The following is a 22,599-nucleotide window of genomic DNA, read 5'->3' on the forward strand; positions in this document are numbered from 1 at the left end:
CGACTTTCGCAACCGACGTGTTGAAAAGTAATACGCCTGTGCTGGTTGATTTTTGGGCCACCTGGTGCGGCCCGTGCCGGATGGTGGCGCCGGTGCTCGCCGAAATCGCCGCCGAAAAGGCCGGGCAACTCACCGTCGCCAAACTCGACGTGGACGCCAATCCGGAGACCGCGCGTGATTTCCAGGTGGTCTCGATTCCGACGTTGATTTTGTTCAAGGACGGTCAGCCGGTGAAACGGATTGTGGGCGCCAAGGGTAAGGCGGCGCTGCTGCGGGAGCTTTCCGACGTGTAGTCGAGACACCGTCCCAATTTGCCTGGTGTTTTCCCGAAATCGAAGACCGTCTGCGACAATACCGCCAAGCCTGTCAAGCAATGGGCAGGGCTGATCACACCGGCTCACCGGAGGCCTTGGAATGTCGACTCCGCATCGCGGCGCCGGCGAAGCGCTGCGCTGGGGTGACCGCAGCGCAGCGGTCACCGAGATTCGCGCTGCGCTGGCCGCGTTGGGCCATTTGAGCGGTCCCGACGAGGATCTCACCACCGGACGGCATGTCGCGCTCGACCTGTTCGACGAGGAACTCGACCACGCGGTGCGCGCTTTTCAGCAGCACCGCGGCTTGCTGGTGGACGGTGTCGTCGGCGAGGCCACCTACCGTGCGCTCAAAGAAGCGTCCTATCGGCTGGGTGCCCGCACGCTGAGCCATCAATTCGGTGCCCCCATGTACGGCGACGACGTCGCGACGCTGCAAGCCAGGCTGCAGGATCTCGGTTTCTACACCGGGCTGGTCGACGGATACTTCGGGTTGCAGACCCACAACGCGCTGATGTCGTACCAGCGCGAATACGGGCTCTACGCGGACGGCATCTGCGGCCCGGAAACGTTGCGCTCCTTGTATTTTCTCAGCGCGCGGGTCAGCGGCGGGTCTCCGCACGCCATCCGCGAAGAGGAGCTGGTGCGACGGTCGGGCCCGAAGCTGTCCGGTAAACGAATCATCATCGACCCGGGTCGCGGCGGTTCGGACCACGGGCTGATCACACAGAACTCAGCCGGGCCGATCAGTGAAGCAGATATCTTGTGGGACTTGGCAAGTCGGCTCGAAGGTCGGATGACCGCGATCGGCATGGAGACATTCCTGTCGCGACCTACCAACCGCAGTCCGTCGGACGCCGAGCGGGCCGCGACGGCCAACGCCGTCGGCGCCGACCTGATGATCAGCCTGCGCTGCGCAACCTTGGCCAGCCCGTCGGCCAACGGCGTGGCGTCCTTCCACTTCGGCAACTCGCACGGCTCGGTGTCCACCATCGGGCGCATGCTGGCCGACTTCATTCAGCGAGAAGTGGTGGCGCGCACGGGATTACGGGATTGCCGCACCCACGGCCGCACCTGGGACCTGTTGCGGTTGACCCGCATGCCGACGGTTCAGGTCGATGTCGGCTACATCACCAATCCGCGCGACCGGGCGATGCTGGTCTCCACCCAGACCCGCGACGCGATCGCCGAGGGCATCCTGGCCGCCGTCAAGCGGTTGTATCTGCTCGGCAAAAACGACCGTCCCACAGGGACTTTCACCTTCGCCGAGCTACTTGCTCACGAGTTGTCGGTGGAGCAGGCCAGTCGGCTCAGCGGTTCGTAACCGACGAGCCCGCCGCCACCGGCTGCTGTAGCTGTGCGCTCTCCAGGAGTCTTTCCAGCGCGGCTTCGACTTCGGCCTTCCAGCCCAGGCCCTTGTCGAGTTCCAGCCGCAGCCGCGGGAAATAGCGGTGCGGTGCCACCTCGACGAATCCGACGTCGCGCAGAAAGTCGGCGCTGATCACACAGCGGTCCACCGAACAGTCGCCGACCGATTCCAGCACCGGCCGCAACTCGGGGTCGACAGCGTGCGGATCGGCCAACTCGGCGACCTCCGCGGTGCGTCCGAAGGCCTCCAATGCCCGCACGCCCCGGCGGACCAGCTCGTCCACAACGCGGGCGATCAGGCTGTACGGCAGGTCGTCGGCGCCGCGACCCGGCTCCACCCCCATAGACGTGAGTAGGACCGCGTCGGCGGAGACTGGAGCGGTCGGAAACCGGTGGGCCCGCGGCACCGCCCGGGGCGGCGCATAAAGCACATACCCCAGGCATGGTGGTTCGCTGTGCTCACACTCCGCCGGGGGGGCCGTGGCCACCTGCCCGCACGACCCCCATTCCAGCATCACCATGGACAGCCAGGCTTCTTTCTCGAACTCCGGGTCGGCGAGGTGGTCGCCCTTGCGGAGGATCGCCGGGTCCACCTCCCAGAACACGCACCTGCGCGCATGCTTGGGCAGCTGCTCGAAGGCCTCGAGCCGCAGCGGTGTGATTCGAGCAGACACTAGACTCCTGCGCCTCCGTGCGGTGCTGCCGTCGACCCTGAAGCCGATACGCCCAGACAACCCTTCCAGGATAGGAGCATCGGGCCTCGCCGGGCCAGTAACGCGGTGTGGCCGGCGCCGTATCCGTTTGAGCGTCCAAAAGTACTGGGGCGCAGCATGATTCGCAGACAGGCGGATCGACCGGCCAGCTGGGACGACGCCAGTGTCACAGTGACGTAATTACCCGGTGTGTATATTCAGGATTTCGACGAGTTCATCAGGTCGACGATGCGCTGCAAATCGTCCACCGAACCGAACTCGACCACGATCTTGCCCTTGCGTTTGCCGAGGCTGACTGTCACGCGGGTGTCGAAGGCGCTGGAGAGCCGCTCAGCAACGTCCTGTAGCCCGGGCATCTGGATCGGCTTGCGTTTGGGCGCCGCGGGCTTGCCCGCGTCACCGCGATTGGCCAGGGTCACCGCCTCCTCGGTCGCGCGCACCGACAACCCCTCCGCGACGATCCGGGCGGCGAGTTCTTCTTGGGCCTCCGGGCCGCCCTCCAACGACAGCAGCGCGCGGGCATGACCGGCCGATAACACCCCCGCGGCGACTCGGCGCTGGACCGCGATCGGCAGCCGTAGCAGCCGGATCATGTTGGTGATCAGCGGGCGGGACCGCCCGATGCGAGCGGCCAGTTCGTCGTGGGTGACCCCGAACTCGTCGAGCAGTTGCTGGTAAGCCGCCGCCTCTTCCAGCGGGTTCAACTGGACACGATGGATGTTCTCCAGCAGGGCATCGCGGAGCAGGTTGTCGTCACCGGTCTCCCGCACGATCGCGGGTATCGCCGTCATCCCGGCCTGCTGGGCGGCGCGCCAGCGCCGCTCCCCCATCACCAACTGGTAGCGCTGACCGTCCTGGGATGCGCCCAGCGCGCGAACCACGATCGGTTGCATCAGGCCGAATTCGCGGATCGAGTGCACCAGTTCGGCCATGGACTCGTCGTCGAACACCTGGCGTGGCTGGCGCGGGTTGGGCTCGATCAGTGCCGGATCGATCTCGCGGTAGACCGCGCCCATGCCGGCCGCTCCGGGCGCCGTCGGGCCGCCCAGCACCACGTCGGCGGCGGCGTCGCCCATCCGCGGCCCCAGGCCCTGCGAGGCGGCCTCGCCGTCCGTCGGTCCGGTGGGAATCAGCGAAGCCAGGCCGCGTCCGAGGCCGCCCTTCCTGCGCAACGGCTGAGTCATGGTTGCCCCTTCACTGGTCGGTCTCGTTCAGCGAGTTCGCGGCTGGCGTCGAGGTAGCTCATCGCCCCGCGCGAACCGGGATCGTAATCGATGATGGTCATGCTGTAGCCCGGCGCCTCGGACACCTTGACGCTGCGCGGGATGACCGTTCGCAACACCTTGCCGCCGAAGTAGCGGCGCACCTCGTCGGCCACCTGATCGGCGAGCTTGGTCCGGCCGTCGTACATGGTGAGGATGACGGTGGTCACCTCGAGCTGTGGGTTCAGGTGAGCCTTCACCATCTCGATGTTGTTCATCAGTTGCGAGACACCCTCCAGTGCGTAGTACTCGCACTGGATGGGGATCAGCACCTCGGGCGCGGCGACCAACGCGTTGATGGTCAGCAACCCAAGCGACGGCGGGCAGTCGATGAAGACGTAGTCGAAGTCCGACTGGTCCAGTGCGGTCAGCGCGGTCCGCAGCCGGTTCTCGCGGGCCACCATGCTGACCAATTCGATCTCGGCGCCGGCCAGGTCGATGGTGGCCGGCACGCAGAACAACCGTTCGCTGTGCGGGCTGCGGCGAAGAGCGGCGCGCAGCGGCATTTCACCGAGCAACACCTCATACGACGACGGGGTGCCGGAGTGGCGCTCGGTGATGCCGAGCGCGGTGCTGGCGTTGCCCTGCGGGTCCAAATCGATGACGAGTGTCTTGAGGCCCTGGATTGCCAGCGCCGCAGCGAGGTTGACCGCCGTCGTCGTCTTGCCGACCCCGCCCTTCTGGTTGGCGATCGTGAACAGCCGCCGGTGGCTGGGCCGTGGTAACCGCTCGTGCGCGGTGTGCAGCACCTGCATTGCCCGCTCGGCGGCGGCGCCGATCGGGGTGTCGTATTCGGCCGATGTTTCACGTGAAACATTCGGCGCGGGCATCTTGGGAGCTTCGGGCCCGGAGGCAACCGGCCTGCGTGGCGCAGTCATAGGCTCTCCCTGTTCGGCCGGCAGGGCCGCGGGCGCGGGCGCTGCCCCATCGGGGCCGGCTTTCCGCGCTGTGCCACCACCACGGTTGCGGGCGGACTCAAGTAGTTCACGCCACATTTCACCACCCTGACATTCACGGCGCCTAACTCTGTCATCACACGCCGGTGTTCACCGACTTCCTCTGTCGCACGCTCGCCCTTGATCGCCAGCATCCGTCCGCCGGGCCGTAGCAGCGCCAGACTCCAGCGGGTCAGCTTGTCCAGCGGCGCCACCGCGCGCGACACCACCACGTCGCTTCCGCCCACCCTCTCGCGGACGGCGCGATCCTCTGCCCGGCCCCGCAGCACGTCCACGTCGAGTTCGAGCTCGGCGACGGCGTCCCGGAGGAACTCGGTTCGGCGCAGCAGCGACTCGACCAGAACCATGCGGATGTCGGGGCGCGCAATCGCCAACGGCAACCCGGGCAGGCCGGCGCCGCTGCCGATGTCGGCCACCCGCGCCCCCGACTGCAGGAGTTCGGCCACCGCAGCGGAATTCAGCAGATGGCGATCCCACACCCGATCCACCTCGTGCGGACCGAGCAGGCCCCACTCGACACCGGTGCCCGCCAATAGTTCCGCGTATCGCTGGGCGACACCAAGCCGATCTCCGAAGATTGCCGCTGCGGCATCCGGAGGAGTGGCCACCTCGACATGTTTCACGTGAAACATCCTCCGGTCTTCCGGCCGTGCCGCCGTCGCGAACTACACGGGTGTAACTCTGACGGGCCCGTCAGTCGAGCAATACGACGACCCGGCGCGCGGGCTCGACGCCCTCGCTCTCGCTGTGTACCCCGGGCACCCCAGCGACGGCGTCGTGGACGATCTTGCGCTCGAAGGGCGTCATCGGCGCAAGCTCTTCGCGCTCGCCCGTCTCCAGCACGCGCCGGGCGACCTTGTCGCCCAGCGCGGCCAACTCTTCCCGACGGCGCCGGCGCCAGCTGGCGATGTCGAGCATCAGCCGGCTACGCACACCCGTCTTCTGGTGTACCGCCAGCCGGGTCAGTTCCTGCAGCGCGTCGAGCACCTCCCCCTTGCGTCCCACCAACTTGGTGAGGTCGTCGCTCCCATCGATGCTCACCACCGCGCGGTTGCCCTCGACATCCAGATCGATGTCGCCGTCGAAGTCCAGCAGGTCGAGCAACTCTTCCAAATAGTCGCCTGCAATTTCGCCCTCGGCGACCAAGCGTTCCTCCAAATCGGCGTCCGCGGTGGGCTCGTCGTCCGGCGCCTGTTCTTCCGCCGGTTGGTCGTTCGCGTCGCGTTCTGTTGTCCCCGTCATGGCTGTCTCTTCCTCTATCCCGTCGTCGGGCTGCTTTCTGACCCGGCTGCTGCAGACCGGCTTCCGCTCACGCGGGCCGCATCCGCGGGCCGGTCACCGTTTGCGTTTCTTCGGCCTCGCTCCGGGCCGCGGGGTCCGGTTGGCCGGATTGGCCTTCGCGGCCGTCGGCTCACTGGCCTGGCCGTCGGACTCCGCGCTTGCCGCCGCCGACTCGCTCGCCGGCGTCGACGCCCCGTTTCCTGCCGAGGCCTTCTGTGTGCGCTTGGGTTTGGCGCCGGGCGCCGGTGCGTTGGCGGCTCGCCGTTCCAGCGCTTCGCGCTTCTTGGCTTCTTCCTCTTTCTCGATCATGCCGAACACGTAGTGCTGCTGACCGAAGGTCCAGATGTTGTTGGCGAACCAGTACAGGATGATCGCCAGCGGCAGGAACGGGCCGCCGACCACGACGCCGAGCGGAAACACATACAGCGCAAGCTTGTTCATCATCGCCGTCTGCGGGTTGGCCGCCGCCTCGGGGCTCTGTCGCGCAACCGACGCGCGACTGTTGAAGTAGGTCGCGATGCCGGCCAGGATCATCACCGGCAGGCCGACGGCGATCACCGCGGGCCGACTGAACTCTGTGAACGCATCCAGCCCCGTGCGCTGGGTCATGAACGCGCCGATCGGTGCGCCGAACAGGTTGGCATCCAGGAAGTGCGCCACATCTGTTGGGCTGAACACGTAGTTTCCCGTGGCACGGTTCTCGGCGACCGACATGTGCGGCTGACCGAATCCACCCGTCGTGCGGTTGAACGACCGCAACACGTGGTAGAGCCCCAAGAACACCGGGATCTGCGCCAGCATCGGCAGGCAGCCCAAGATCGGGTTGAAGCCGTGTTCGCGCTGCAGCTTTTGCATCTCCAGCGCCATCCGCTGGCGATCCTTGCCGTACTTCTTCTGCAGTGCCTTGATCTGCGGCTGCAATTCCTGCATCTGCCGGGTCGTGCGGATCTGGCGAACGAACGGCTTGTAGAGGATGGCCCGCAGGGTGAACACCAGGAACATCACCGACAGCGCCCAGGTGAAGAAGCTCGAGGGTCCCAGTAGGAAGCCAAATGCCTTGTACCACAACCACATAATGGCCGACACCGGGTAGTAGAAGATGTCCAGGCTGAACACATCAAACAACGGACTCGATCTCCCCTCGCTCGGCTGGGGGGTCCCAGACATCTCGCACGCCGGCCGGCGCTACCCCGCGCTCCGGTATTGGATCCCATCCTCCCCGATGCCACGGAGCGCACTTCGCCAACCGGACCACCGCCAACCAGCCGCCCCGCACCAGCCCGTATTCGGTCAACGCGTCGACGGCGTACTGGCTACAGGTCGGCATGAACCGACAGGTTGCCGGCCGGAGCGGTGACACCATGTGGCGGTAGAGCTGGATCAAGAAAATCGCCGCACGGGCCGCCGTTGCCCCGGCGCCGCGGGCCCATCGAGGCCTCAGCGCAGTCATCCGCGCGATCCCGCCAGCTGACGGATCCGCCTCAGCCCGGCGCGCAACTGCCGCTCCAGCCGCGCCGAAACCGCGTCGCGGCTGCTGGGCAGCGCACGGATCACCACGTGATCGGACCCCAGTTCCGGCAACACCGAGCGCGCCACATGCCGTAGCCGGCGGGCCACCCGATGCCGCTGTACGGCCGAGCCAACCGACTTCGAAATGATCAACCCGACCTTCGGCGGCGCACCCTGCGGACCCGGTAGGGCATGCACGACAAGATCCGGCTGCGCCGCTCGCAGCCCGTGCTTGACCGTCGCATCGAAATCGGTCGACCGCGTCATGCGGTTCTGCGCGGAAAGCACCGCTGTGTCACCAGAAATGGATCAAGCAGTAAGTGAACGGCGTCCTTTACGACGCCGGCTGGACACGATTGCCCGTCCTGCCCGAGTACGCATCCGCAGCCGAAAACCGTGGACGCGGGCTCGGCGCCGGTTGTTCGGCTGGAAGGTCCGCTTGCCCTTCGCCACGGCTCTCTCCTCGTTGCCTGCGGCATCGCTTCCGGCCACGCAACTCGAACGGCCGGACACGATTGCCTTTGGTAGGCTCTGTGTCTCGCTGGTAACCGGCGCGGGCCCCGAACGAACTAGCTCGGATCGCAGCCGTATCGCCGACTTTCGGGCGACTGTTCGAGGGTACTGACGCGGCTTCGCCGGGTCAAACCAGTCCCTTCGCGCAACTCGGACCAACCCAACCATGCGCTCACCCATCATCTTCCGAGAGGCGATCCTTAACTGGTTTCACACCTGCCACGCTGCGTCAAACAATCTGATTGAAGCGCACCAGGAATGTTGCAGAACGGTTGGCACTCGCACGGAAAACTGTTAGCTTCGGGCCATGCCGTTTCAGACTGGAACGGCGCCCGACAACGAAGCGAGGATGGCGAACCGGCTCTCTCCCCAGGCAACCTACGGTGGCTGTCTCGGGCGCCGATTTCGCGTGCCGTCGCCGATAGACTGCGTCGCGATGACGACCGTCCTGTCCACACCTGTGGATAACCATGTGGACAGTCCGTCGTCGCTACCAGTGGTTGTACCGCGACTTCAAGCCAGGGGGATCCGTCGTTGACCGATGATCCCAGTCCAAACTTCGCGACGGTGTGGAACGCGGTCGTCTCCGAACTCAACGGCGAAGCAAACGGCGACGGCACCCCGACCAACGGCGAACCGTATGCCGCGCCCCTGACTCCCCAGCAAAGAGCCTGGTTGAACCTGGTTCAGCCGCTCACAATCGTCGAGGGGTTTGCTCTGCTGTCGGTGCCCAGCAGCTTTGTGCAAAACGAGATCGAACGACACCTGCGCACCCACATCACGGACGCGCTGAGCCGTCGGCTCGGCCACCAAATCGAACTCGGCGTCCGCATCGCCCCGCCGTCGCCGGACGGCACCGACACCGACACCGGGCCGCTGCCCGAGGACCCCACCGACGAGGTCGACGAAGACCGTGAAGCGCTCGCAAGCGCCCACGAGAGCTGGCCGACGTATTTCACCGAACGGCCCCACAGCAACGATGCAGCGACCGCGGGCGGCACCAGTCTCAACCGCCGGTACACCTTTGACACTTTCGTCATCGGCGCGTCGAATCGGTTCGCTCACGCTGCCGCCCTGGCGATTGCTGAGGCACCGGCCCGCGCATACAACCCGTTATTCATCTGGGGCGAATCCGGGCTGGGCAAGACCCACCTTCTGCACGCGGCCGGAAACTACGCGCAACGACTGTTTCCCGGCATGCGGGTCAAGTACGTCTCGACCGAAGAGTTCACCAACGACTTCATCAATTCTCTGCGCGACGACCGCAAAGTCGCCTTCAAACGCAGCTACCGCGACGTGGACGTGCTGCTGGTCGACGACATTCAGTTCATCGAAGGTAAAGAGGGCATCCAGGAAGAGTTCTTCCACACCTTCAACACGCTCCACAACGCCAACAAGCAGATCGTGATCACCTCCGATCGCCCGCCCAAGCAACTGGCCACCCTCGAAGATCGGCTGCGGACGCGGTTCGAGTGGGGACTCATCACCGACGTCCAGCCACCAGAACTGGAAACGCGCATCGCGATTCTGCGCAAGAAGGCACAAATGGAACGTCTCGCCGTTCCCGACGAAGTTCTCGAGCTGATCGCGAGCAGCATCGAGCGCAACATCCGCGAACTCGAGGGCGCGCTGATCCGCGTCACGGCTTTCGCATCGTTGAACAAAACGCCGATCGACAAGGCGCTGGCCGAGATCGTGTTGCGTGATCTCATCGCCGACGCCAGCACCATGCAGATCAGCGCGGCCACCATCATGGCGGCCACCGCCGAATACTTCGACACCACAGTCGACGAACTTCGCGGGCCCGGCAAAACGCGCGCCCTGGCGCAGTCCCGCCAAATCGCCATGTATCTGTGCCGCGAACTGACCGACCTGTCACTGCCGAAGATCGGACAGGCATTCGGCCGCGACCACACGACTGTCATGTACGCGGAACGCAAGGTCCGTGGCGAGATGGCCGAGCGTCGTGAGGTCTTCGATCACGTCAAGGAACTGACGACCCGGATCCGCCAGCGCTCCAAGCGCTGATCTGTCGAAAAATTTTTGTCATCACCGGCTGTGCATACAGCTGTGTGCAACCGACGCAGGCCTTCGTCCTCGCCGCACAGCCTCGTGCACAAGCGCGCCACATCCCCAACCCGCGCACACAAACCCCACAGGCCCCGACAACTTCATCCACACCCCGGTGCCATCCCCATCAGCACCGACAGTCCACCGTCCCCAGGATGCACAGCACCTATTACTGTTACCGGTATCTCTTCGTAGATTCTTCTTCGAAAAGACCGTTGGGGACACACCGTTCCACACCCGCCTATCGGCTCGACGGTCACGGCTTGTCACTGCGATCGATTAGCTTTCAAGATGACGACGGAAGCTCTACGGTTGTTGTTCGACTGCCGTTACGGCCGTCGTGGCGGATTTACAGGCAGTGGCGTTCGTCAGCGGGGTTGGCCGTTGGAGATGAACCTTGCTGTTCGGGGTGATGAAGGGACGCTATGGACGTGGCGACGACCAAGGTCGGCTTGACTGACTTGAAATTCCGCTTGGTCCGGGAAGACTTCGCCGACGCCGTCGCGTGGGTGGCGAGGAATCTGCCCACCAGACCCACGGTGCCGGTCCTGGCCGGTGTGCTGCTGACCGGCTCGGACGACGGGTTGACCATTTCCGGGTTCGATTACGAGGTGTCCGCCGAGGTACGGCTTGCTGCTGAAATTGCTTCGCCTGGAACGGTTTTGGTATCCGGAAGGTTGCTGTCGGATATCACCCGTGCATTGCCGGACAAACCGGTCGACGTCCATGTCGACGGCACCCGGGTGTCATTGACCTGCGGGAGTGCTCGCTTTTCGCTGCCCACGATGGCGGTCGAGGATTACCCGACGCTGCCGACACTTCCCGAAGAGACAGGTGCGTTGTCGGCGGACTTGTTCGCCGAGGCCATCAGCCAGGTGGCCGTCGCGGCCGGACGGGACGACACCTTGCCGATGTTGACCGGCATTCGGGTCGAGATTTCCGGTGAGACGGTGGTGCTGGCCGCCACCGATCGGTTTCGGCTTGCGGTCCGCGAGCTCACCTGGTCGGCGGCCTCCCCGGACATCGAGGCCGCGGTGCTGGTGCCGGCGAAAACGTTGGCCGAGGCGGCGAAGACCGGTACCGACGGCACCGAAGTGCGCTTGTCTCTGGGTGCCGGGTCCGCGGTGGGCAAGGACGGGCTGCTCGGCATCAGCGGTAACGGCAAGCGCAGCACGACACGTCTTCTTGACGCTGAATTCCCGAAGTTCCGTCAACTGCTGCCCACCGAACACACCGCGGTGGCCACCATCGGGGTGGCCGAGTTGACCGAAGCGATCAAGCGCGTCGCCCTGGTGGCCGAGCGGGGCGCGCAGGTGCGGATGGAGTTCTCCGACGATGCACTGCGACTGTCCGCCGGCGCCGACGACGTCGGTCGGGCCGAAGAGGACTTGCCGGTCGAATTCGCCGGTGAACCGCTGACGATCGCGTTCAACCCCACCTACCTGACCGACGGGCTGGGGTCGCTGCATTCGGAGAAGGTGTCGTTTGGTTTCACCACGCCCAGCCGGCCGGCGGTGTTGCGCCCGACATCCGACGACGACCCGCAACCCACCGATAGCGGCCCGTACCCCGCCGTCTCGACCGACTACGTCTATTTGCTGATGCCGGTCCGTTTGCCCGGTTAGCGGTTGGCGTGTACGTCCGTCATCTTGGCTTGCGAGATTTCCGGTCGTGGGAACACGCCGATCTGGACCTGGCGCCGGGACGCACCGTGTTCGTCGGACCGAATGGGTATGGAAAAACGAATCTTATTGAGGCGCTGTGGTATTCGTCGACGCTGAGCTCACACAGGGTGGCGACCGATGCACCGTTGATCCGGGTGGGCGCACCGCGGGCCGTGGTGTCGACGATCGTGGTCAACGAGGGTCGGGAATGCGCTGTCGACCTGGAGATCACCAGCGGGCGGGCGAATAAGGCCCGGCTGAATCGTTCCCCGGTGCGCAGTGCGCGCGAAGTGATCGGCGTGTTGCGTGCGGTGCTGTTCGCGCCCGAGGATTTGGCGCTGGTCCGCGGCGATCCGGCCGACCGGCGTCGTTACCTCGATGACCTGGCCACCGTTCGGCGGCCACGGATCGCGGCGGTGCGCGCCGACTACGACAAGGTGTTGCGTCAGCGCACGGCATTACTGAAGACCGCGGTCGGCGGCCGGTTGCGGGGCGACCGCGGGGTCTTGGACACGCTGGACGTATGGGACGGCCACCTGGCGGCCCACGGCGCCGCGTTGATGGCCGCGCGGATGGAGCTGGTCAACGAGTTGGGCCCCGAGGTGGTCAAGGCGTACGCCCTGTTGGCCCCTGGATCACGGACCGCATCGATTGGTTATCGCGCCAGCATCGACATCGCTTCCGGCGATGGTGCGGACGTGGAGTTCCTGGAAGCTGCGTTGTTGGCCTCGATGGCGCGCCGGCGCGACGCCGAACTGGAGCGCGGTGTGTGTCTGGTTGGGCCGCACCGAGACGACCTGGAGTTACGGCTGGGCGATCAGCTCGCGAAAGGCTTTGCCAGTCATGGTGAATCGTGGTCGATGGCGTTGGCGCTGCGGCTTGCGGCTTATGAATTGCTCCGTGGCGAGGGAGGTGATCCGGTGCTCTTGCTCGATGATGTGTTCGCCGAACTCGATGCGGCTCGTCGGCAAGCCCTTGCCGTCGCGGCGGCTTCGGCCGAGCAGGTGTTGGTGACCGCGGCGGTCGCCGACGACGTGCCCCGCGATTGGGACGCCCGACAAGTCGCCATCACTTTGGCCGAGGACGACCACGGCCGGGTATCGGCGGTGCAGATATGACAGACCGGGACGACGCCACTGCTGCTGCGGGCCCGCCGGAGCACCTGCGCGGGTTGGCAGGGATGGATCTGGTTCGGCGCACGCTGGAAGAGGCCCGCGGCGCTGCGCGCAACCAGGGCAAGGACATCGGGCGGGGCCGCCGGTTACTACCGCCCGGCCGTCGCGTCGCCGGCACGTCCAGCCGACGACGCTGGTCCGGGCCCGGTCCCGACCATCGAGACCCCCAACCGCTCGGCACCGCCGCGCGGGACGTGGCGAAGAAGCACGGCTGGTCGCAGCGGGTCGCCGAGGGCGCGGTGTTCGGGCAGTGGTCCTCGGTGGTCGGCCAGCAGATCGCCGAACACGCCACCCCGACCGCACTGCGCGACGGCGTATTGAGTGTGTCGGCGGAATCAACGGCCTGGGCAACCCAGTTGCGAATCATGCAAGCGCAACTGATCGCGAAAATCGCCGCTGAAGTCGGCGACGGCGTGGTGACGTCGTTGAAGATCACCGGCCCGGTCGCGCCGTCGTGGCGCAAAGGGCCGCTGCATATCGCTGGACGAGGCCCCCGGGACACCTATGGTTGACGAATCGAAGGATCGGCTGAGGGCCGTCAGAAGGGAACGAGTTGCCCCGGCAAGCGTCAGGACGCAGGTAGTTCCGAGAAATTCCGCGCACGGCGCAGACAGCTGTGTAGAAACACCCTCACAGAGTGGGTGCGACCGCTACTTACCGGTAGACTGGCCCAGAACACGCGCGCGGTAGCTGATCGCGTGCCCGCCCCCCAAGGAGACCTTTCCGATCGTGGCTGCCCAGAAGAAGGCCCGCACATCGTACGGCGCAGACTCCATCACCGTCCTGGAAGGGCTAGAAGCCGTCCGCAAACGGCCCGGCATGTATATCGGCTCCACCGGGGAGCGCGGATTGCACCATCTGATCTGGGAGGTCGTCGACAACGCGGTCGATGAGGCAATGGCCGGCTACGCCACCCAAGTCGACGTCAAGATCCTCGCAGACGGCGGAGTCGAAGTCACCGACAATGGCCGCGGTATCCCGGTCGCCATGCACTCCACCGGGATCCCCACCGTCGACGTCGTGATGACCCAGCTGCATGCCGGTGGGAAGTTCGGTGGCGATGACAGCGCCTACGCGGTGTCCGGCGGCCTGCACGGGGTCGGTGTGTCGGTGGTCAACGCATTGTCCACTCGACTCGAGGTCGAGATCTCCACCGACGGCTACGAGTGGTTTCAGCATTACGACCGCTCGGTTCCCGGGACGCTCAAGCAAGGCGAGAAGACCAAAAAGACCGGGACCACAGTGCGGTTCTGGGCCGACCCCGACATCTTCGAGACCACCGAATACGACTTCGAGACCGTCGCGCGCCGGCTGCAGGAGATGGCCTTCCTGAACAAGGGACTGACCATCAACCTCACCGACGAGCGGGTCAGCAACGAGGAGGTCGTCGACGAGGTCGTCAGCGACACCGCCGAAGCGCCGAAATCGGCGCGCGAGGAGGCCGAACAGCGCTCCACGCAGAAGGTCAAGCACCGCACGTTCCACTACCCCGGCGGCCTGGTCGACTTCGTCAAGCACATCAACCGCACCAAGAACCCGATCCACAGCAGCATCGTCGACTTCTCCGGCAAGGGACCCGGCCACGAGGTCGAGATCGCGATGCAATGGAACGCCGGCTATTCCGAGTCGGTACACACGTTCGCCAACACCATCAACACCCACGAGGGCGGCACCCACGAAGAGGGATTCCGGGCGGCGCTGACGTCCGTGGTCAACAAGTACGCCAAGGACCGCAAGCTGCTCAAGGACAAGGACCCCAACCTGACCGGCGACGACATCCGCGAGGGCCTGGCCGCGGTCATCTCGGTCAAGGTCAGCGAGCCGCAGTTCGAGGGCCAGACCAAAACCAAACTCGGCAACACTGAAGTCAAGTCCTTTGTGCAGAAGGTTTGCAACGAACAGCTCACCCACTGGTTCGAGGCCAATCCCAGCGACGCCAAGACCGTCGTCAACAAAGCGGTGTCGTCGGCGCAGGCCCGCATCGCCGCCCGCAAGGCCCGAGAACTGGTGCGCCGCAAGAGCGCAACGGATATAGGCGGGCTGCCGGGTAAGCTGGCGGACTGCCGTTCCACCGATCCGCGCAAATCGGAACTGTATGTGGTGGAAGGCGATTCGGCCGGCGGCTCGGCCAAGAGCGGCCGCGACTCGATGTTTCAGGCAATCCTGCCGTTGCGTGGAAAGATCATCAACGTGGAGAAGGCGCGCATCGACCGGGTGCTGAAAAACACCGAAGTGCAGGCGATCATCACCGCGCTGGGCACCGGAATCCACGACGAGTTCGACATCTCCAAGCTGCGCTACCACAAGATCGTGTTGATGGCCGACGCCGACGTCGACGGCCAGCACATCTCCACGCTGCTGCTGACCCTGCTGTTCCGGTTCATGCGGCCGCTGATCGAAAACGGGCACGTGTTCTTGGCGCAGCCGCCGCTGTACAAGCTCAAGTGGCAGCGCAGTGAACCGGAGTTCGCCTACTCCGACCGGGAACGCGACGGCCTGCTCGAGGCGGGCCAAAAGGCCGGCAAGAAGATCAACAAGGACGACGGCATCCAGCGCTACAAGGGTCTCGGCGAGATGGACGCCAAAGAGTTGTGGGAAACCACGATGGATCCGTCGGTGCGGGTGCTGCGCCAGGTCACGCTTGACGACGCCGCCGCGGCCGACGAGCTGTTCTCCATTTTGATGGGCGAGGACGTGGAGGCCCGCCGCAGTTTCATCACCCGTAACGCCAAAGACGTTCGCTTCCTAGACGTTTAACCGAGGACTAGATGACAGACACCACTCTGCCACCGGGCGGTGACGCCGCCGAACGCGTCGAACCGGTCGACATCCAGCACGAGATGCAGCGCAGCTACATCGACTACGCGATGAGCGTGATCGTGGGCCGCGCGCTGCCGGAAGTGCGCGACGGCCTCAAGCCGGTGCACCGCCGGGTGTTGTACGCGATGTTCGACTCGGGGTTCCGCCCGGACCGCAGTCACGCGAAATCGGCACGCTCCGTTGCCGAGACGATGGGCAACTACCATCCGCACGGCGACGCGTCGATCTACGACACGCTGGTCCGGATGGCGCAGCCCTGGTCGCTGCGCTATCCCCTGGTCGACGGCCAGGGCAACTTCGGTTCGCCGGGCAACGACCCGCCAGCCGCCATGCGCTACTGTCTCTCGCGAGATGCGTTGGTGCGCTTGCCGTTTGGGCAGGCAGTGCGGATCGGCAATGTGGTTTCGGGCGCCCGGTCTAACTCCGACAACGCGGTCGAGCTCAAGGTGCTTGATCGGCACGGCGACCCGGTTCTAGCCGACCGCCTTTTTCACTCCGGCGAACACCAGACCTATACCGTTCGCACCGCCGAAGGGTACGAGGTCACCGGCACCGCGAACCACCCATTGCTGTGCCTGGTCGACGTCGCCGGCGTGCCGACGCTGCTGTGGAAGCTGATCGAAGAGATCCGCCCCGACGACCACGTCGTTCTACAACGGACCCCGCCAGTGGAGTTCGGCCCTGCGGACTGGCACGACGTGATGGAAGCACTGTTGTTGGGCGCCTTCATCAGCGAGGGATTCATTTCCGAGAAGCGTGCCGGATTCAACAATCTGGACCGCAGCTATATCGACATGGTGGTCGCGGCCTACGACGCGGTTGTCGGAGGCCAGCGCTATGTCTCCACCAGGACGATCCGCTCTGGCTCGACACTGTACGAGTTGGATATCCATAATCTGACGGCATTGAAGAAGTCGCGGCTGGGCGGCTTGTGCGGGCAGCGATCGGCGGAGAAGCTCGTTCTTGAATGGCTTTGGCAGGAACCTGCCGCTGTCAAGCGGGCCTTCCTGCAAGCCCTCTTCGAGGGTGACGGATCCTGTTCGGTATTGCCGCGGAACACAATCCAGGTCTCGTACTCGACGCGTAGCGAGCGATTGGCCAAAGACGTGCAGCAGATGCTGCTGGAGTTCGGTGTCATATCGCGCCGGTATCAGCATACGGTCGGCGAGTACAAGGTCGTCATCACCAACCGAGCGCAGGCCGAACTTTTTGCGAGCCAAGTCGGCTTCGGCGGTGCCAAGCAGCAGAAGCTGCTCGGCATCTTGGAAGCGTTTCCACCTTGTGCCGGTCGGGACAACGACCACGTTCCCGGGCTGGCGCGGTTTATCCGCAAGCACTGCGGCAGCCGCTGGGTCGACAAGGACTGGCTGAACCGCCACAACATCGACCGCATCCAACGATGGCGCACCCGTGGTTCTGAAATCCTGTCGCATATCGCCGATCCCGATGTGCGGGCCATCGCAACCGAACTGACCGACGGCCGGTTCTACTACGCGACGGTCACCGCGGTAACCGATGCCGGCGTCCAGCCCGTCTACAGCCTGCGGGTCGACACCGACGACCACGCGTTCATCAGCAACGGGTTCGTCAGCCACAACACCGAAGCGCGGCTGACTCCCCTGGCGATGGAGATGCTACGCGAAATCGACGAGGAGACAGTCGATTTCACTCCCAACTACGACGGCCGCGTGCAGGAGCCCACGGTCCTGCCCAGCCGCTTCCCCAACCTGCTGGCCAACGGGTCGGGCGGCATCGCGGTCGGCATGGCCACCAACATCCCGCCGCACAACTTAAGAGAACTCGCCGAAGCGGTGTTCTGGTGCCTGGAGAACTTCGACGCCGACGAAGAGGCGACGCTCAAGGCGGTCACCAAGAAGGTCAAGGGCCCCGACTTCCCCACGTCGGGATTGATCGTCGGCTCGCAGGGCATCGCCGACGCCTACAACACCGGCCGCGGCTCGATCCGGATGCGCGGAGTCGCTGAGATAGAAGAGGATTCGCGCGGCCGCACCTCGCTGGTGATCACCGAGCTGCCGTATCAGGTCAACCACGACAACTTCATCACCTCGATCGCCGAACAGGTCCGCGACGGCAAGCTCGCCGGCATCGCCAACATCGAAGACCAAAGCAGTGACCGGGTCGGGCTGCGCATCGTCATCGAGCTCAAGCGCGACGCCGTCGCCAAAGTGGTGCTCAACAACCTCTACAAGCACACCCAGCTGCAGACCAGCTTCGGCGCCAACATGCTCGCGATCGTCGACGGCGTGCCGCGCACACTGCGGCTCGACCAGCTGATCCGCCACTACGTCGACCACCAGCTCGACGTGATTGTGCGGCGCACCCGATACCGGCTGCGCAAGGCCAACGAGCGGGCGCACATCCTGCGCGGTCTGGTCAAGGCGCTCGACGCGCTCGACGAAGTGATCGCGCTGATCCGGGCCTCGGAAACCGTCGACATCGCCCGGCAGGGTCTGATCGAGCTGCTCGACATCGACGACATCCAGGCCCAGGCCATCCTGGACATGCAGCTGCGGCGGCTGGCGGCGTTGGAGCGCCAGCGCATCGTCGACGACCTGGCCAAGATCGAAGCCGAAATCGCCGACCTGGAAGACATTTTGGCCAAGCCGGAGCGCCAGCGCGCCATCGTCCGCGACGAGCTCAAAGAGATCGTCGACAAGCACGGCGACGACCGGCGCACCCGCATCGTGGCCGCCGACGGCGACGTCAGCGACGAGGATCTGATCGCCCGCGAGGACGTCGTCGTCACCATCACCGAGACCGGCTACGCCAAGCGAACCAAGACCGACCTGTACCGCAGCCAGAAGCGTGGCGGCAAGGGCGTGCAGGGCGCGGGCCTCAAGCAGGACGACATCGTCGCGCATTTCTTCGTCTGCTCGACGCACGACTGGATCCTGTTCTTCACCACCCAGGGCCGGGTGTACCGCGCCAAGGCGTACGACCTGCCCGAGGCGTCGCGGACCGCGCGCGGCCAGCATGTGGCCAACCTGCTGGCCTTCCAGCCCGAGGAGCGCATCGCGCAGGTCATCCAGATCCGCAGCTACGAAGACGCCCCGTATCTGGTGCTGGCCACCCGCAACGGCCTGGTCAAGAAGACCAAGCTGACCGACTTCGACTCCAACCGGTCGGGCGGGATCGTGGCGATCAACCTGCGCGACGGCGACGAGCTGGTCGGCGCGGTGTTGTGCTCGGCCGACGACGACCTGCTGCTCGTGTCGGCCAACGGCCAGTCCATCAGGTTCTCGGCGACCGACGAGGCGCTGCGGCCGATGGGTCGGGCCACGTCCGGTGTGCAGGGCATGCGGTTCAACGCCGATGACTACCTGCTGTCGCTGAATGTGGTCCGCGAGGGCACGTATTTGCTGGTCGCGACGTCGGGCGGGTACGCCAAGCGCACCGCGATCGAGGAGTACACCGCACAGGGCCGCGGCGGCAAAGGCATCCTGACGATCCAGTACGACTCGCGCCGTGGCAGGCTGGTCGGGGCGTTGATTGTCGATGATGACAGCGAGGTGTACGCCATCACCTCCGGCGGCGGGGTGATCCGCACCGCGGCGCGGCAAGTCCGCAAGGCCGGACGGCAAACCAAGGGCGTTCGGTTGATGAACTTGGGCGAGGGCGACACACTGTTAGCCATCGCACGTAATGCCGAAGAAGCCGCCGTAGCCGACGGCGAGCCGGGCACCGAACCCGGCGCATGAGCTAACGCCGGCCGCCGCCGCGGCCGGATGCAGAGGTAAGGAGCCCGCGGTGACGTCACCGAACGAGCCGGGATACCCCGGACTGGGCGACAGCCCCAACGGGAACGGCACGGTCGATGGCGGGGGCGTGCACCGATCCGAAACCCGCCCCACCCCGCGGCAAGGCTCCGATGCGAGCTCGGACACGGGCGGGGCTCCGCCGTGGCAGCGAGGCGGCACCCGGCCGTCGGCGCCGCAGCAGCGCCCGCAGTTGGAGACCCCGGGCCAGCACGAACGGCGGCCGTCGGGTCACTCCCCCGGTGTCGAGGCGCGACTGACCCGGTTCATCTCGGGCACTGCAGCGCCCGGCGCCAGCGCGATGCCGCAGGGCAGTCACCCGAAGACCCACGAGTCCGACGGCCCGCCCGCCCGCGGCGAGACTCGGCACAGCGAGGCCTACGCCAGCGAGCTGCCCGACCTGTCCGGCGGTGCGCCGCGGCCCGCACAGCGCAAACCTATTCCCGACCGTGGACCGGAGACGTCGTCGACATCGGCCGCGGGCCGCCCGACGAGCCGCATCCACGTTTCCGGCCGGGCTCGCGGCCCGGTGCGGGCCAGCATGCAGATCCGGCGGATCGACCCGTGGAGCACGCTGAAGGTGTCGCTGGTGTTGTCGGTCGCGCTGTTCTTCGTCTGGATGATCGCCGTCGCGTTCCTGTACCTGGTGCTCGGCGGCATGGGCGTGTGGAGCAAGCTCAACAGCAACGTCGGCGATCTGCTGAACAACACCAGCGGCAGTACCGAGCTGGTCTCCAGCGGCACGATTTTCGGCGGCGCGGTGTTGATCGGGCTGTTGAACATCGTGCTGCTCACCGCGATGGCCACGATCGGCGTGTTCGTCTACAACCTGACCACCGACCTGATCGGCGGCATCGAAGTGACACTGGCAGATCGGGATTAGTGCCGGGGCGGTCGAGTGCGGTAATCTCGTCGCTCGGTCGTCCGCGTGCGGGCCTATAGCTCAGGCGGTTAGAGCGCTTCGCTGATAACGAAGAGGTCGGAGGTTCGAGTCCTCCTAGGCCCACAACCATGTGTTCGCCCAGACGCTCCGTGAGATTGCTGTTGCCGCTGGCCGCGCTCGCCGTGGCGGCGGCGGTGGTCCGGTCGCGGCGGAGTGTCGAGGTCTGGCATGTGGCCGCTGACCAAACCGCGGACCGCGGCGAGGGGCCTTAGCTCAGTTGGTAGAGCGCTGCCTTTGCAAGGCAGAAGTCAGGGGTTCGAATCCCCTAGGCTCCACGGTCTTTACGGGCGCGGCTGTACATCCACGCTCGGCGGCCGAGGCGACGGCTCCGGGCGCGACTTGCGGCGGATCATCGAGAATGCCGCCGCACCGCCGGCCAAGGCGGCCACCGCGATCCCGGCAATCACCCACGGACGCTTGCTGCGGCGCTGGGCCCGGCGGGCCTGCTGCAGCGCTTCCGGCAGCCCGGCAACCACCTCCTGCGCCGCGGCCAACTCCGCAGCGATGGTCTCTTGCGCACTCTGCAGATCCCGCGCGAGCCGGCCCTCCTGATAGCGGCGACGCAGGCTCGACGCCCCCGCCTGCGCGGAGTGCACGCCCAGGCCGACGAGGCCGCGCGTGACGTCCACCGGTCCCGCCGCCGTGTAGGCCAGCCCTCGGGTCAGTCGCTGCCGCGGGGTCAACTTCGTCGTCGCGCTCATCTGCCGCCTTTCTGCCGCGAGTGGGTAAAGCTCCACCCTGCCATCATTGGCACGTCTGCGGGCCCGATGCACGGCTACCGGCACCGGCAGGTGAGTGGCCGCAGTGGTGATGGCAGACTGTGATGCCGTGACTACCAGCCCAATTCAGACCGCCACTGCCACGCTGCACACCAACCGCGGCGACATCAAGATCGCACTGTTCGGCAACCACGCTCCCAAGACCGTCGCCAACTTCGTGGGTCTGGCGCAGGGCACCAAGGATTATTCGACAGAGAACGCCTCCGGCGGCACCTCCGGCCCGTTTTACGACGGCGCCGTCTTCCACCGCGTGATCAGCGGCTTCATGATCCAGGGCGGCGACCCAACGGGCACCGGCCGCGGCGGCCCGGGCTACAAGTTCGCCGACGAGTTCCACCCGGAGTTGCAGTTCGACAAGCCCTACTTGCTGGCAATGGCCAATGCGGGGCCGGGCACCAATGGCTCGCAGTTCTTCATCACGGTCGGCAAAACGCCCCACCTGAACCGGCGGCACACCATCTTTGGCGAGGTCGTCGACCCAGAGTCGCAGAAGGTCGTCGACGCGATCGCCGCTACTCCCACCGACCACAGCGACCGGCCCACCGAACCGGTTGTGATCGAATCGATCACGATCTCCTGAACCGCGCTTTCAGGAGCCTGCGTACCCAGCGGCGGTCAGCGCGTCGAGCACCTCCAGAGGGTTGGTGCCCAGGTCCCAGCGGGACAAGAGCAGCAGCCGGTCGTCGACGGTTTCGATTTCCAGCAGACGAGTCTTGCGTCCAATCCGCCGGAACTCGGTGATCCGGACGATCTTGATCTCGGGCCGTCGCAAAAGCTGCGTTCGCAACCACCCGCGAATCAGCAGTCCCTCAGGGGTGATTGCCAGCTTGGGCCGCGCGCGCCACGAAACGCTTGCAAACAAGATCAAACCCACCGCGGCAATACCTGTGAGTACCCTGCCAGGCGCGTCTGTGACCAGAGTCACACAGGCGATAGCCATCACGATACCGACAACGCCACAACCTGCGATTCCGGTCGTGGAGGGTGCCCACTCGGTTTGCTGCACGGGCTGGCTAGACCGTCCTACCTTTGGCGATGCAGTTATCCACAAGCGCTATCAACAATGGGGATGAATCACACGCGTGTGATTGAGTAAGCGACGCGTTGCCAGCCCAGTAACGATACCCACCCCAAATGAATTCATTACGGCACAGGCGACTGCTACCGCCACCGCATGGTGAGCAACAATCCGGTGATCATGAAAGCAAACGCCACCGCGTAGTTCCACGGCCCCAGCTCCGCCATCCAGTCCAGCACGGACGGCGCATTGGGCCCCGTGGCGGCCAACTGGAACACCATCAGCCAGATCAGTCCGATCAGCATCAACCCGACGAACAATGCGACGTACCAGACGCTGGACGGCCCGGCCTTGACCTTGACCGGCGTCCGGCTCACCGGACTGGCAGCGAAGTCGCTTTTCTTGCGGACCTTGGACTTGGGCATCGGTACCTCAGGACAG

The 22,599-nt window shown here is 65.5% G+C and carries 22 protein-coding genes and 2 tRNA genes; 12 read left to right on the top strand and 12 right to left on the bottom strand.

Annotation, left to right across the window (positions count from 1 at the left end):
• Together trxA and AWB95_RS21240 are read left to right on the top strand one after the other, a co-directional pair.
• Positions 1-293, top strand: a 293-nt coding sequence (gene trxA / locus AWB95_RS21235; protein ID WP_099539785.1) for a thioredoxin, incomplete at its 5' end; no start/stop codon positions are given.
• 121 nt (positions 294-414) lie between these two features.
• The gene (locus AWB95_RS21240; protein WP_062541622.1) at positions 415-1,635 is read left to right on the top strand and encodes an N-acetylmuramoyl-L-alanine amidase; all 1,221 of its coding nucleotides are present in this window, start codon (positions 415-417) and stop codon (positions 1,633-1,635) included.
• On the opposite strand, the gene AWB95_RS21245 is transcribed toward AWB95_RS21240, so the two are convergent.
• The 9 genes from AWB95_RS21245 to rpmH form a co-directional block, all read right to left on the bottom strand.
• Positions 1,622-2,353, bottom strand: coding sequence for a hypothetical protein (locus AWB95_RS21245; protein ID WP_062541623.1), 732 nt, complete (start codon positions 2,351-2,353; stop codon positions 1,622-1,624). The two genes, AWB95_RS21240 and AWB95_RS21245, sit on opposite strands and share 14 nt — an antisense overlap.
• 236 nt (positions 2,354-2,589) lie before the next feature.
• A complete protein-coding gene (locus tag AWB95_RS21250) occupies positions 2,590-3,576 on the bottom strand; it encodes a ParB/RepB/Spo0J family partition protein (RefSeq protein WP_085168615.1) in 987 nt (328 codons plus the stop codon).
• A complete protein-coding gene (locus tag AWB95_RS21255) occupies positions 3,573-4,532 on the bottom strand; it encodes a ParA family protein (protein WP_062539922.1) in 960 nt (319 codons plus the stop codon). Before AWB95_RS21255 ends, AWB95_RS21250 begins: the two co-directional genes overlap by 4 nt.
• The gene (gene rsmG, locus AWB95_RS21260) at positions 4,529-5,242 is read right to left on the bottom strand and encodes a 16S rRNA (guanine(527)-N(7))-methyltransferase RsmG (RefSeq protein WP_062539923.1); all 714 of its coding nucleotides are present in this window, start codon (positions 5,240-5,242) and stop codon (positions 4,529-4,531) included. The genes AWB95_RS21255 and rsmG overlap by 4 nt, the downstream gene beginning before the upstream one ends.
• 61 nt (positions 5,243-5,303) lie before the next feature.
• The gene (locus tag AWB95_RS21265; RefSeq protein WP_062539924.1) at positions 5,304-5,852 is read right to left on the bottom strand and encodes a Jag family protein; all 549 of its coding nucleotides are present in this window, start codon (positions 5,850-5,852) and stop codon (positions 5,304-5,306) included.
• A 93-nt stretch (positions 5,853-5,945) separates the two neighbouring features.
• Positions 5,946-7,058 (bottom strand): membrane protein insertase YidC, encoded by a 1,113-nt coding sequence (gene yidC, locus AWB95_RS21270; protein ID WP_062539925.1) that lies wholly within the window; start codon positions 7,056-7,058, stop codon positions 5,946-5,948.
• Positions 7,009-7,341, bottom strand: coding sequence for a membrane protein insertion efficiency factor YidD (yidD, locus tag AWB95_RS21275; protein WP_062539926.1), 333 nt, complete (start codon positions 7,339-7,341; stop codon positions 7,009-7,011). The genes yidC and yidD overlap by 50 nt, the downstream gene beginning before the upstream one ends.
• Positions 7,338-7,688, bottom strand: coding sequence for a ribonuclease P protein component (rnpA, locus tag AWB95_RS21280; protein ID WP_062539927.1), 351 nt, complete (start codon positions 7,686-7,688; stop codon positions 7,338-7,340). Before rnpA ends, yidD begins: the two co-directional genes overlap by 4 nt.
• 21 nt (positions 7,689-7,709) lie before the next feature.
• Positions 7,710-7,853, bottom strand: coding sequence for a 50S ribosomal protein L34 (gene rpmH / locus AWB95_RS21285; RefSeq protein ID WP_081968348.1), 144 nt, complete (start codon positions 7,851-7,853; stop codon positions 7,710-7,712).
• Between the two features lie 594 nt (positions 7,854-8,447).
• On the opposite strand from rpmH, the gene dnaA reads away from it, so the two are divergent.
• From dnaA to AWB95_RS21330, 9 genes are all read left to right on the top strand, one after another.
• Positions 8,448-9,941, top strand: a complete 1,494-nt coding sequence (gene dnaA, locus AWB95_RS21290) for a chromosomal replication initiator protein DnaA (protein WP_085168616.1) — start codon at positions 8,448-8,450, stop codon at positions 9,939-9,941.
• 467 nt (positions 9,942-10,408) lie between these two features.
• Positions 10,409-11,608 (top strand): DNA polymerase III subunit beta, encoded by a 1,200-nt coding sequence (gene dnaN / locus AWB95_RS21295; protein WP_062539928.1) that lies wholly within the window; start codon positions 10,409-10,411, stop codon positions 11,606-11,608.
• 8 nt (positions 11,609-11,616) lie between these two features.
• Positions 11,617-12,765, top strand: coding sequence for a DNA replication/repair protein RecF (gene recF / locus AWB95_RS21300; protein ID WP_062539929.1), 1,149 nt, complete (start codon positions 11,617-11,619; stop codon positions 12,763-12,765).
• On the top strand, positions 12,762-13,334 hold the full coding sequence (locus AWB95_RS21305) for a DUF721 family protein (RefSeq protein ID WP_062539930.1): 573 nt from the start codon (positions 12,762-12,764) through the stop codon (positions 13,332-13,334). The genes recF and AWB95_RS21305 overlap by 4 nt, the downstream gene beginning before the upstream one ends.
• A 214-nt stretch (positions 13,335-13,548) precedes the next feature.
• Positions 13,549-15,579 carry a DNA topoisomerase (ATP-hydrolyzing) subunit B gene (gene gyrB / locus AWB95_RS21310; RefSeq protein WP_084707103.1) on the top strand — a complete coding sequence of 677 codons (2,031 nt, stop codon included), beginning with the start codon at positions 13,549-13,551 and terminating at the stop codon, positions 15,577-15,579.
• An 11-nt stretch (positions 15,580-15,590) separates the two neighbouring features.
• A complete protein-coding gene (gene gyrA, locus AWB95_RS21315) occupies positions 15,591-19,361 on the top strand; it encodes an intein-containing DNA gyrase subunit A (RefSeq protein ID WP_062539932.1) in 3,771 nt (1,256 codons plus the stop codon).
• A gap of 49 nt (positions 19,362-19,410) precedes the next feature.
• On the top strand, positions 19,411-20,301 hold the full coding sequence (locus tag AWB95_RS21320) for a DUF3566 domain-containing protein (RefSeq protein ID WP_085168617.1): 891 nt from the start codon (positions 19,411-19,413) through the stop codon (positions 20,299-20,301).
• Between the two features lie 49 nt (positions 20,302-20,350).
• Positions 20,351-20,424: transfer RNA gene (locus AWB95_RS21325), tRNA-Ile, on the top strand.
• Between the two features lie 139 nt (positions 20,425-20,563).
• Positions 20,564-20,636, top strand: a tRNA-Ala gene (locus AWB95_RS21330).
• A gap of 6 nt (positions 20,637-20,642) precedes the next feature.
• On the opposite strand, the gene cwsA is transcribed toward AWB95_RS21330, so the two are convergent.
• Positions 20,643-21,062, bottom strand: a complete 420-nt coding sequence (cwsA, locus tag AWB95_RS21335) for a cell wall synthesis protein CwsA (protein WP_062539884.1) — start codon at positions 21,060-21,062, stop codon at positions 20,643-20,645.
• A gap of 109 nt (positions 21,063-21,171) precedes the next feature.
• Here cwsA and AWB95_RS21340 point away from each other — a divergent pair, with 109 nt between their 5' ends.
• Positions 21,172-21,720, top strand: a complete 549-nt coding sequence (locus AWB95_RS21340) for a peptidylprolyl isomerase (protein ID WP_062539887.1) — start codon at positions 21,172-21,174, stop codon at positions 21,718-21,720.
• A 9-nt stretch (positions 21,721-21,729) separates the two neighbouring features.
• Here AWB95_RS21340 and AWB95_RS21345 read toward each other — a convergent pair whose 3' ends face one another.
• Together AWB95_RS21345 and crgA are read right to left on the bottom strand one after the other, a co-directional pair.
• Positions 21,730-22,146 (bottom strand): PH domain-containing protein, encoded by a 417-nt coding sequence (locus AWB95_RS21345; RefSeq protein WP_062539885.1) that lies wholly within the window; start codon positions 22,144-22,146, stop codon positions 21,730-21,732.
• Between the two features lie 155 nt (positions 22,147-22,301).
• Positions 22,302-22,583: a cell division protein CrgA gene (crgA, locus tag AWB95_RS21350; RefSeq protein WP_062539886.1), complete on the bottom strand. Its 282-nt coding sequence runs from the start codon at positions 22,581-22,583 to the stop codon at positions 22,302-22,304.
• Positions 22,584-22,599: the final 16 nt, after the last annotated feature.

It is taken from the genome of Mycobacterium celatum (assembly GCF_002101595.1).
Taxonomy (GTDB): domain Bacteria; phylum Actinomycetota; class Actinomycetes; order Mycobacteriales; family Mycobacteriaceae; genus Mycobacterium; species Mycobacterium celatum.

Coding starts and splice junctions, on each gene's coding strand:
- AWB95_RS21255 (WP_062539922.1), bottom strand. CDS start 4,532: ATGACTGCGCCACGCAGGCCGGTTGCCTCCGGGCCCGAAGCTCCCAAG.
- AWB95_RS21305 (WP_062539930.1), top strand. CDS start 12,762: ATGACAGACCGGGACGACGCCACTGCTGCTGCGGGCCCGCCGGAGCAC.
- AWB95_RS21240 (WP_062541622.1), top strand. CDS start 415: ATGTCGACTCCGCATCGCGGCGCCGGCGAAGCGCTGCGCTGGGGTGAC.
- AWB95_RS21265 (WP_062539924.1), bottom strand. CDS start 5,852: ATGACGGGGACAACAGAACGCGACGCGAACGACCAACCGGCGGAAGAA.
- dnaN (WP_062539928.1), top strand. CDS start 10,409: ATGGACGTGGCGACGACCAAGGTCGGCTTGACTGACTTGAAATTCCGC.
- crgA (WP_062539886.1), bottom strand. CDS start 22,583: ATGCCCAAGTCCAAGGTCCGCAAGAAAAGCGACTTCGCTGCCAGTCCG.
- rsmG (WP_062539923.1), bottom strand. CDS start 5,242: ATGTTTCACGTGAAACATGTCGAGGTGGCCACTCCTCCGGATGCCGCA.
- gyrA (WP_062539932.1), top strand. CDS start 15,591: ATGACAGACACCACTCTGCCACCGGGCGGTGACGCCGCCGAACGCGTC.
- cwsA (WP_062539884.1), bottom strand. CDS start 21,062: ATGAGCGCGACGACGAAGTTGACCCCGCGGCAGCGACTGACCCGAGGG.
- AWB95_RS21340 (WP_062539887.1), top strand. CDS start 21,172: ATGGCAGACTGTGATGCCGTGACTACCAGCCCAATTCAGACCGCCACT.
- AWB95_RS21250 (WP_085168615.1), bottom strand. CDS start 3,576: ATGACTCAGCCGTTGCGCAGGAAGGGCGGCCTCGGACGCGGCCTGGCT.
- yidD (WP_062539926.1), bottom strand. CDS start 7,341: ATGACTGCGCTGAGGCCTCGATGGGCCCGCGGCGCCGGGGCAACGGCG.
- yidC (WP_062539925.1), bottom strand. CDS start 7,058: ATGTCTGGGACCCCCCAGCCGAGCGAGGGGAGATCGAGTCCGTTGTTT.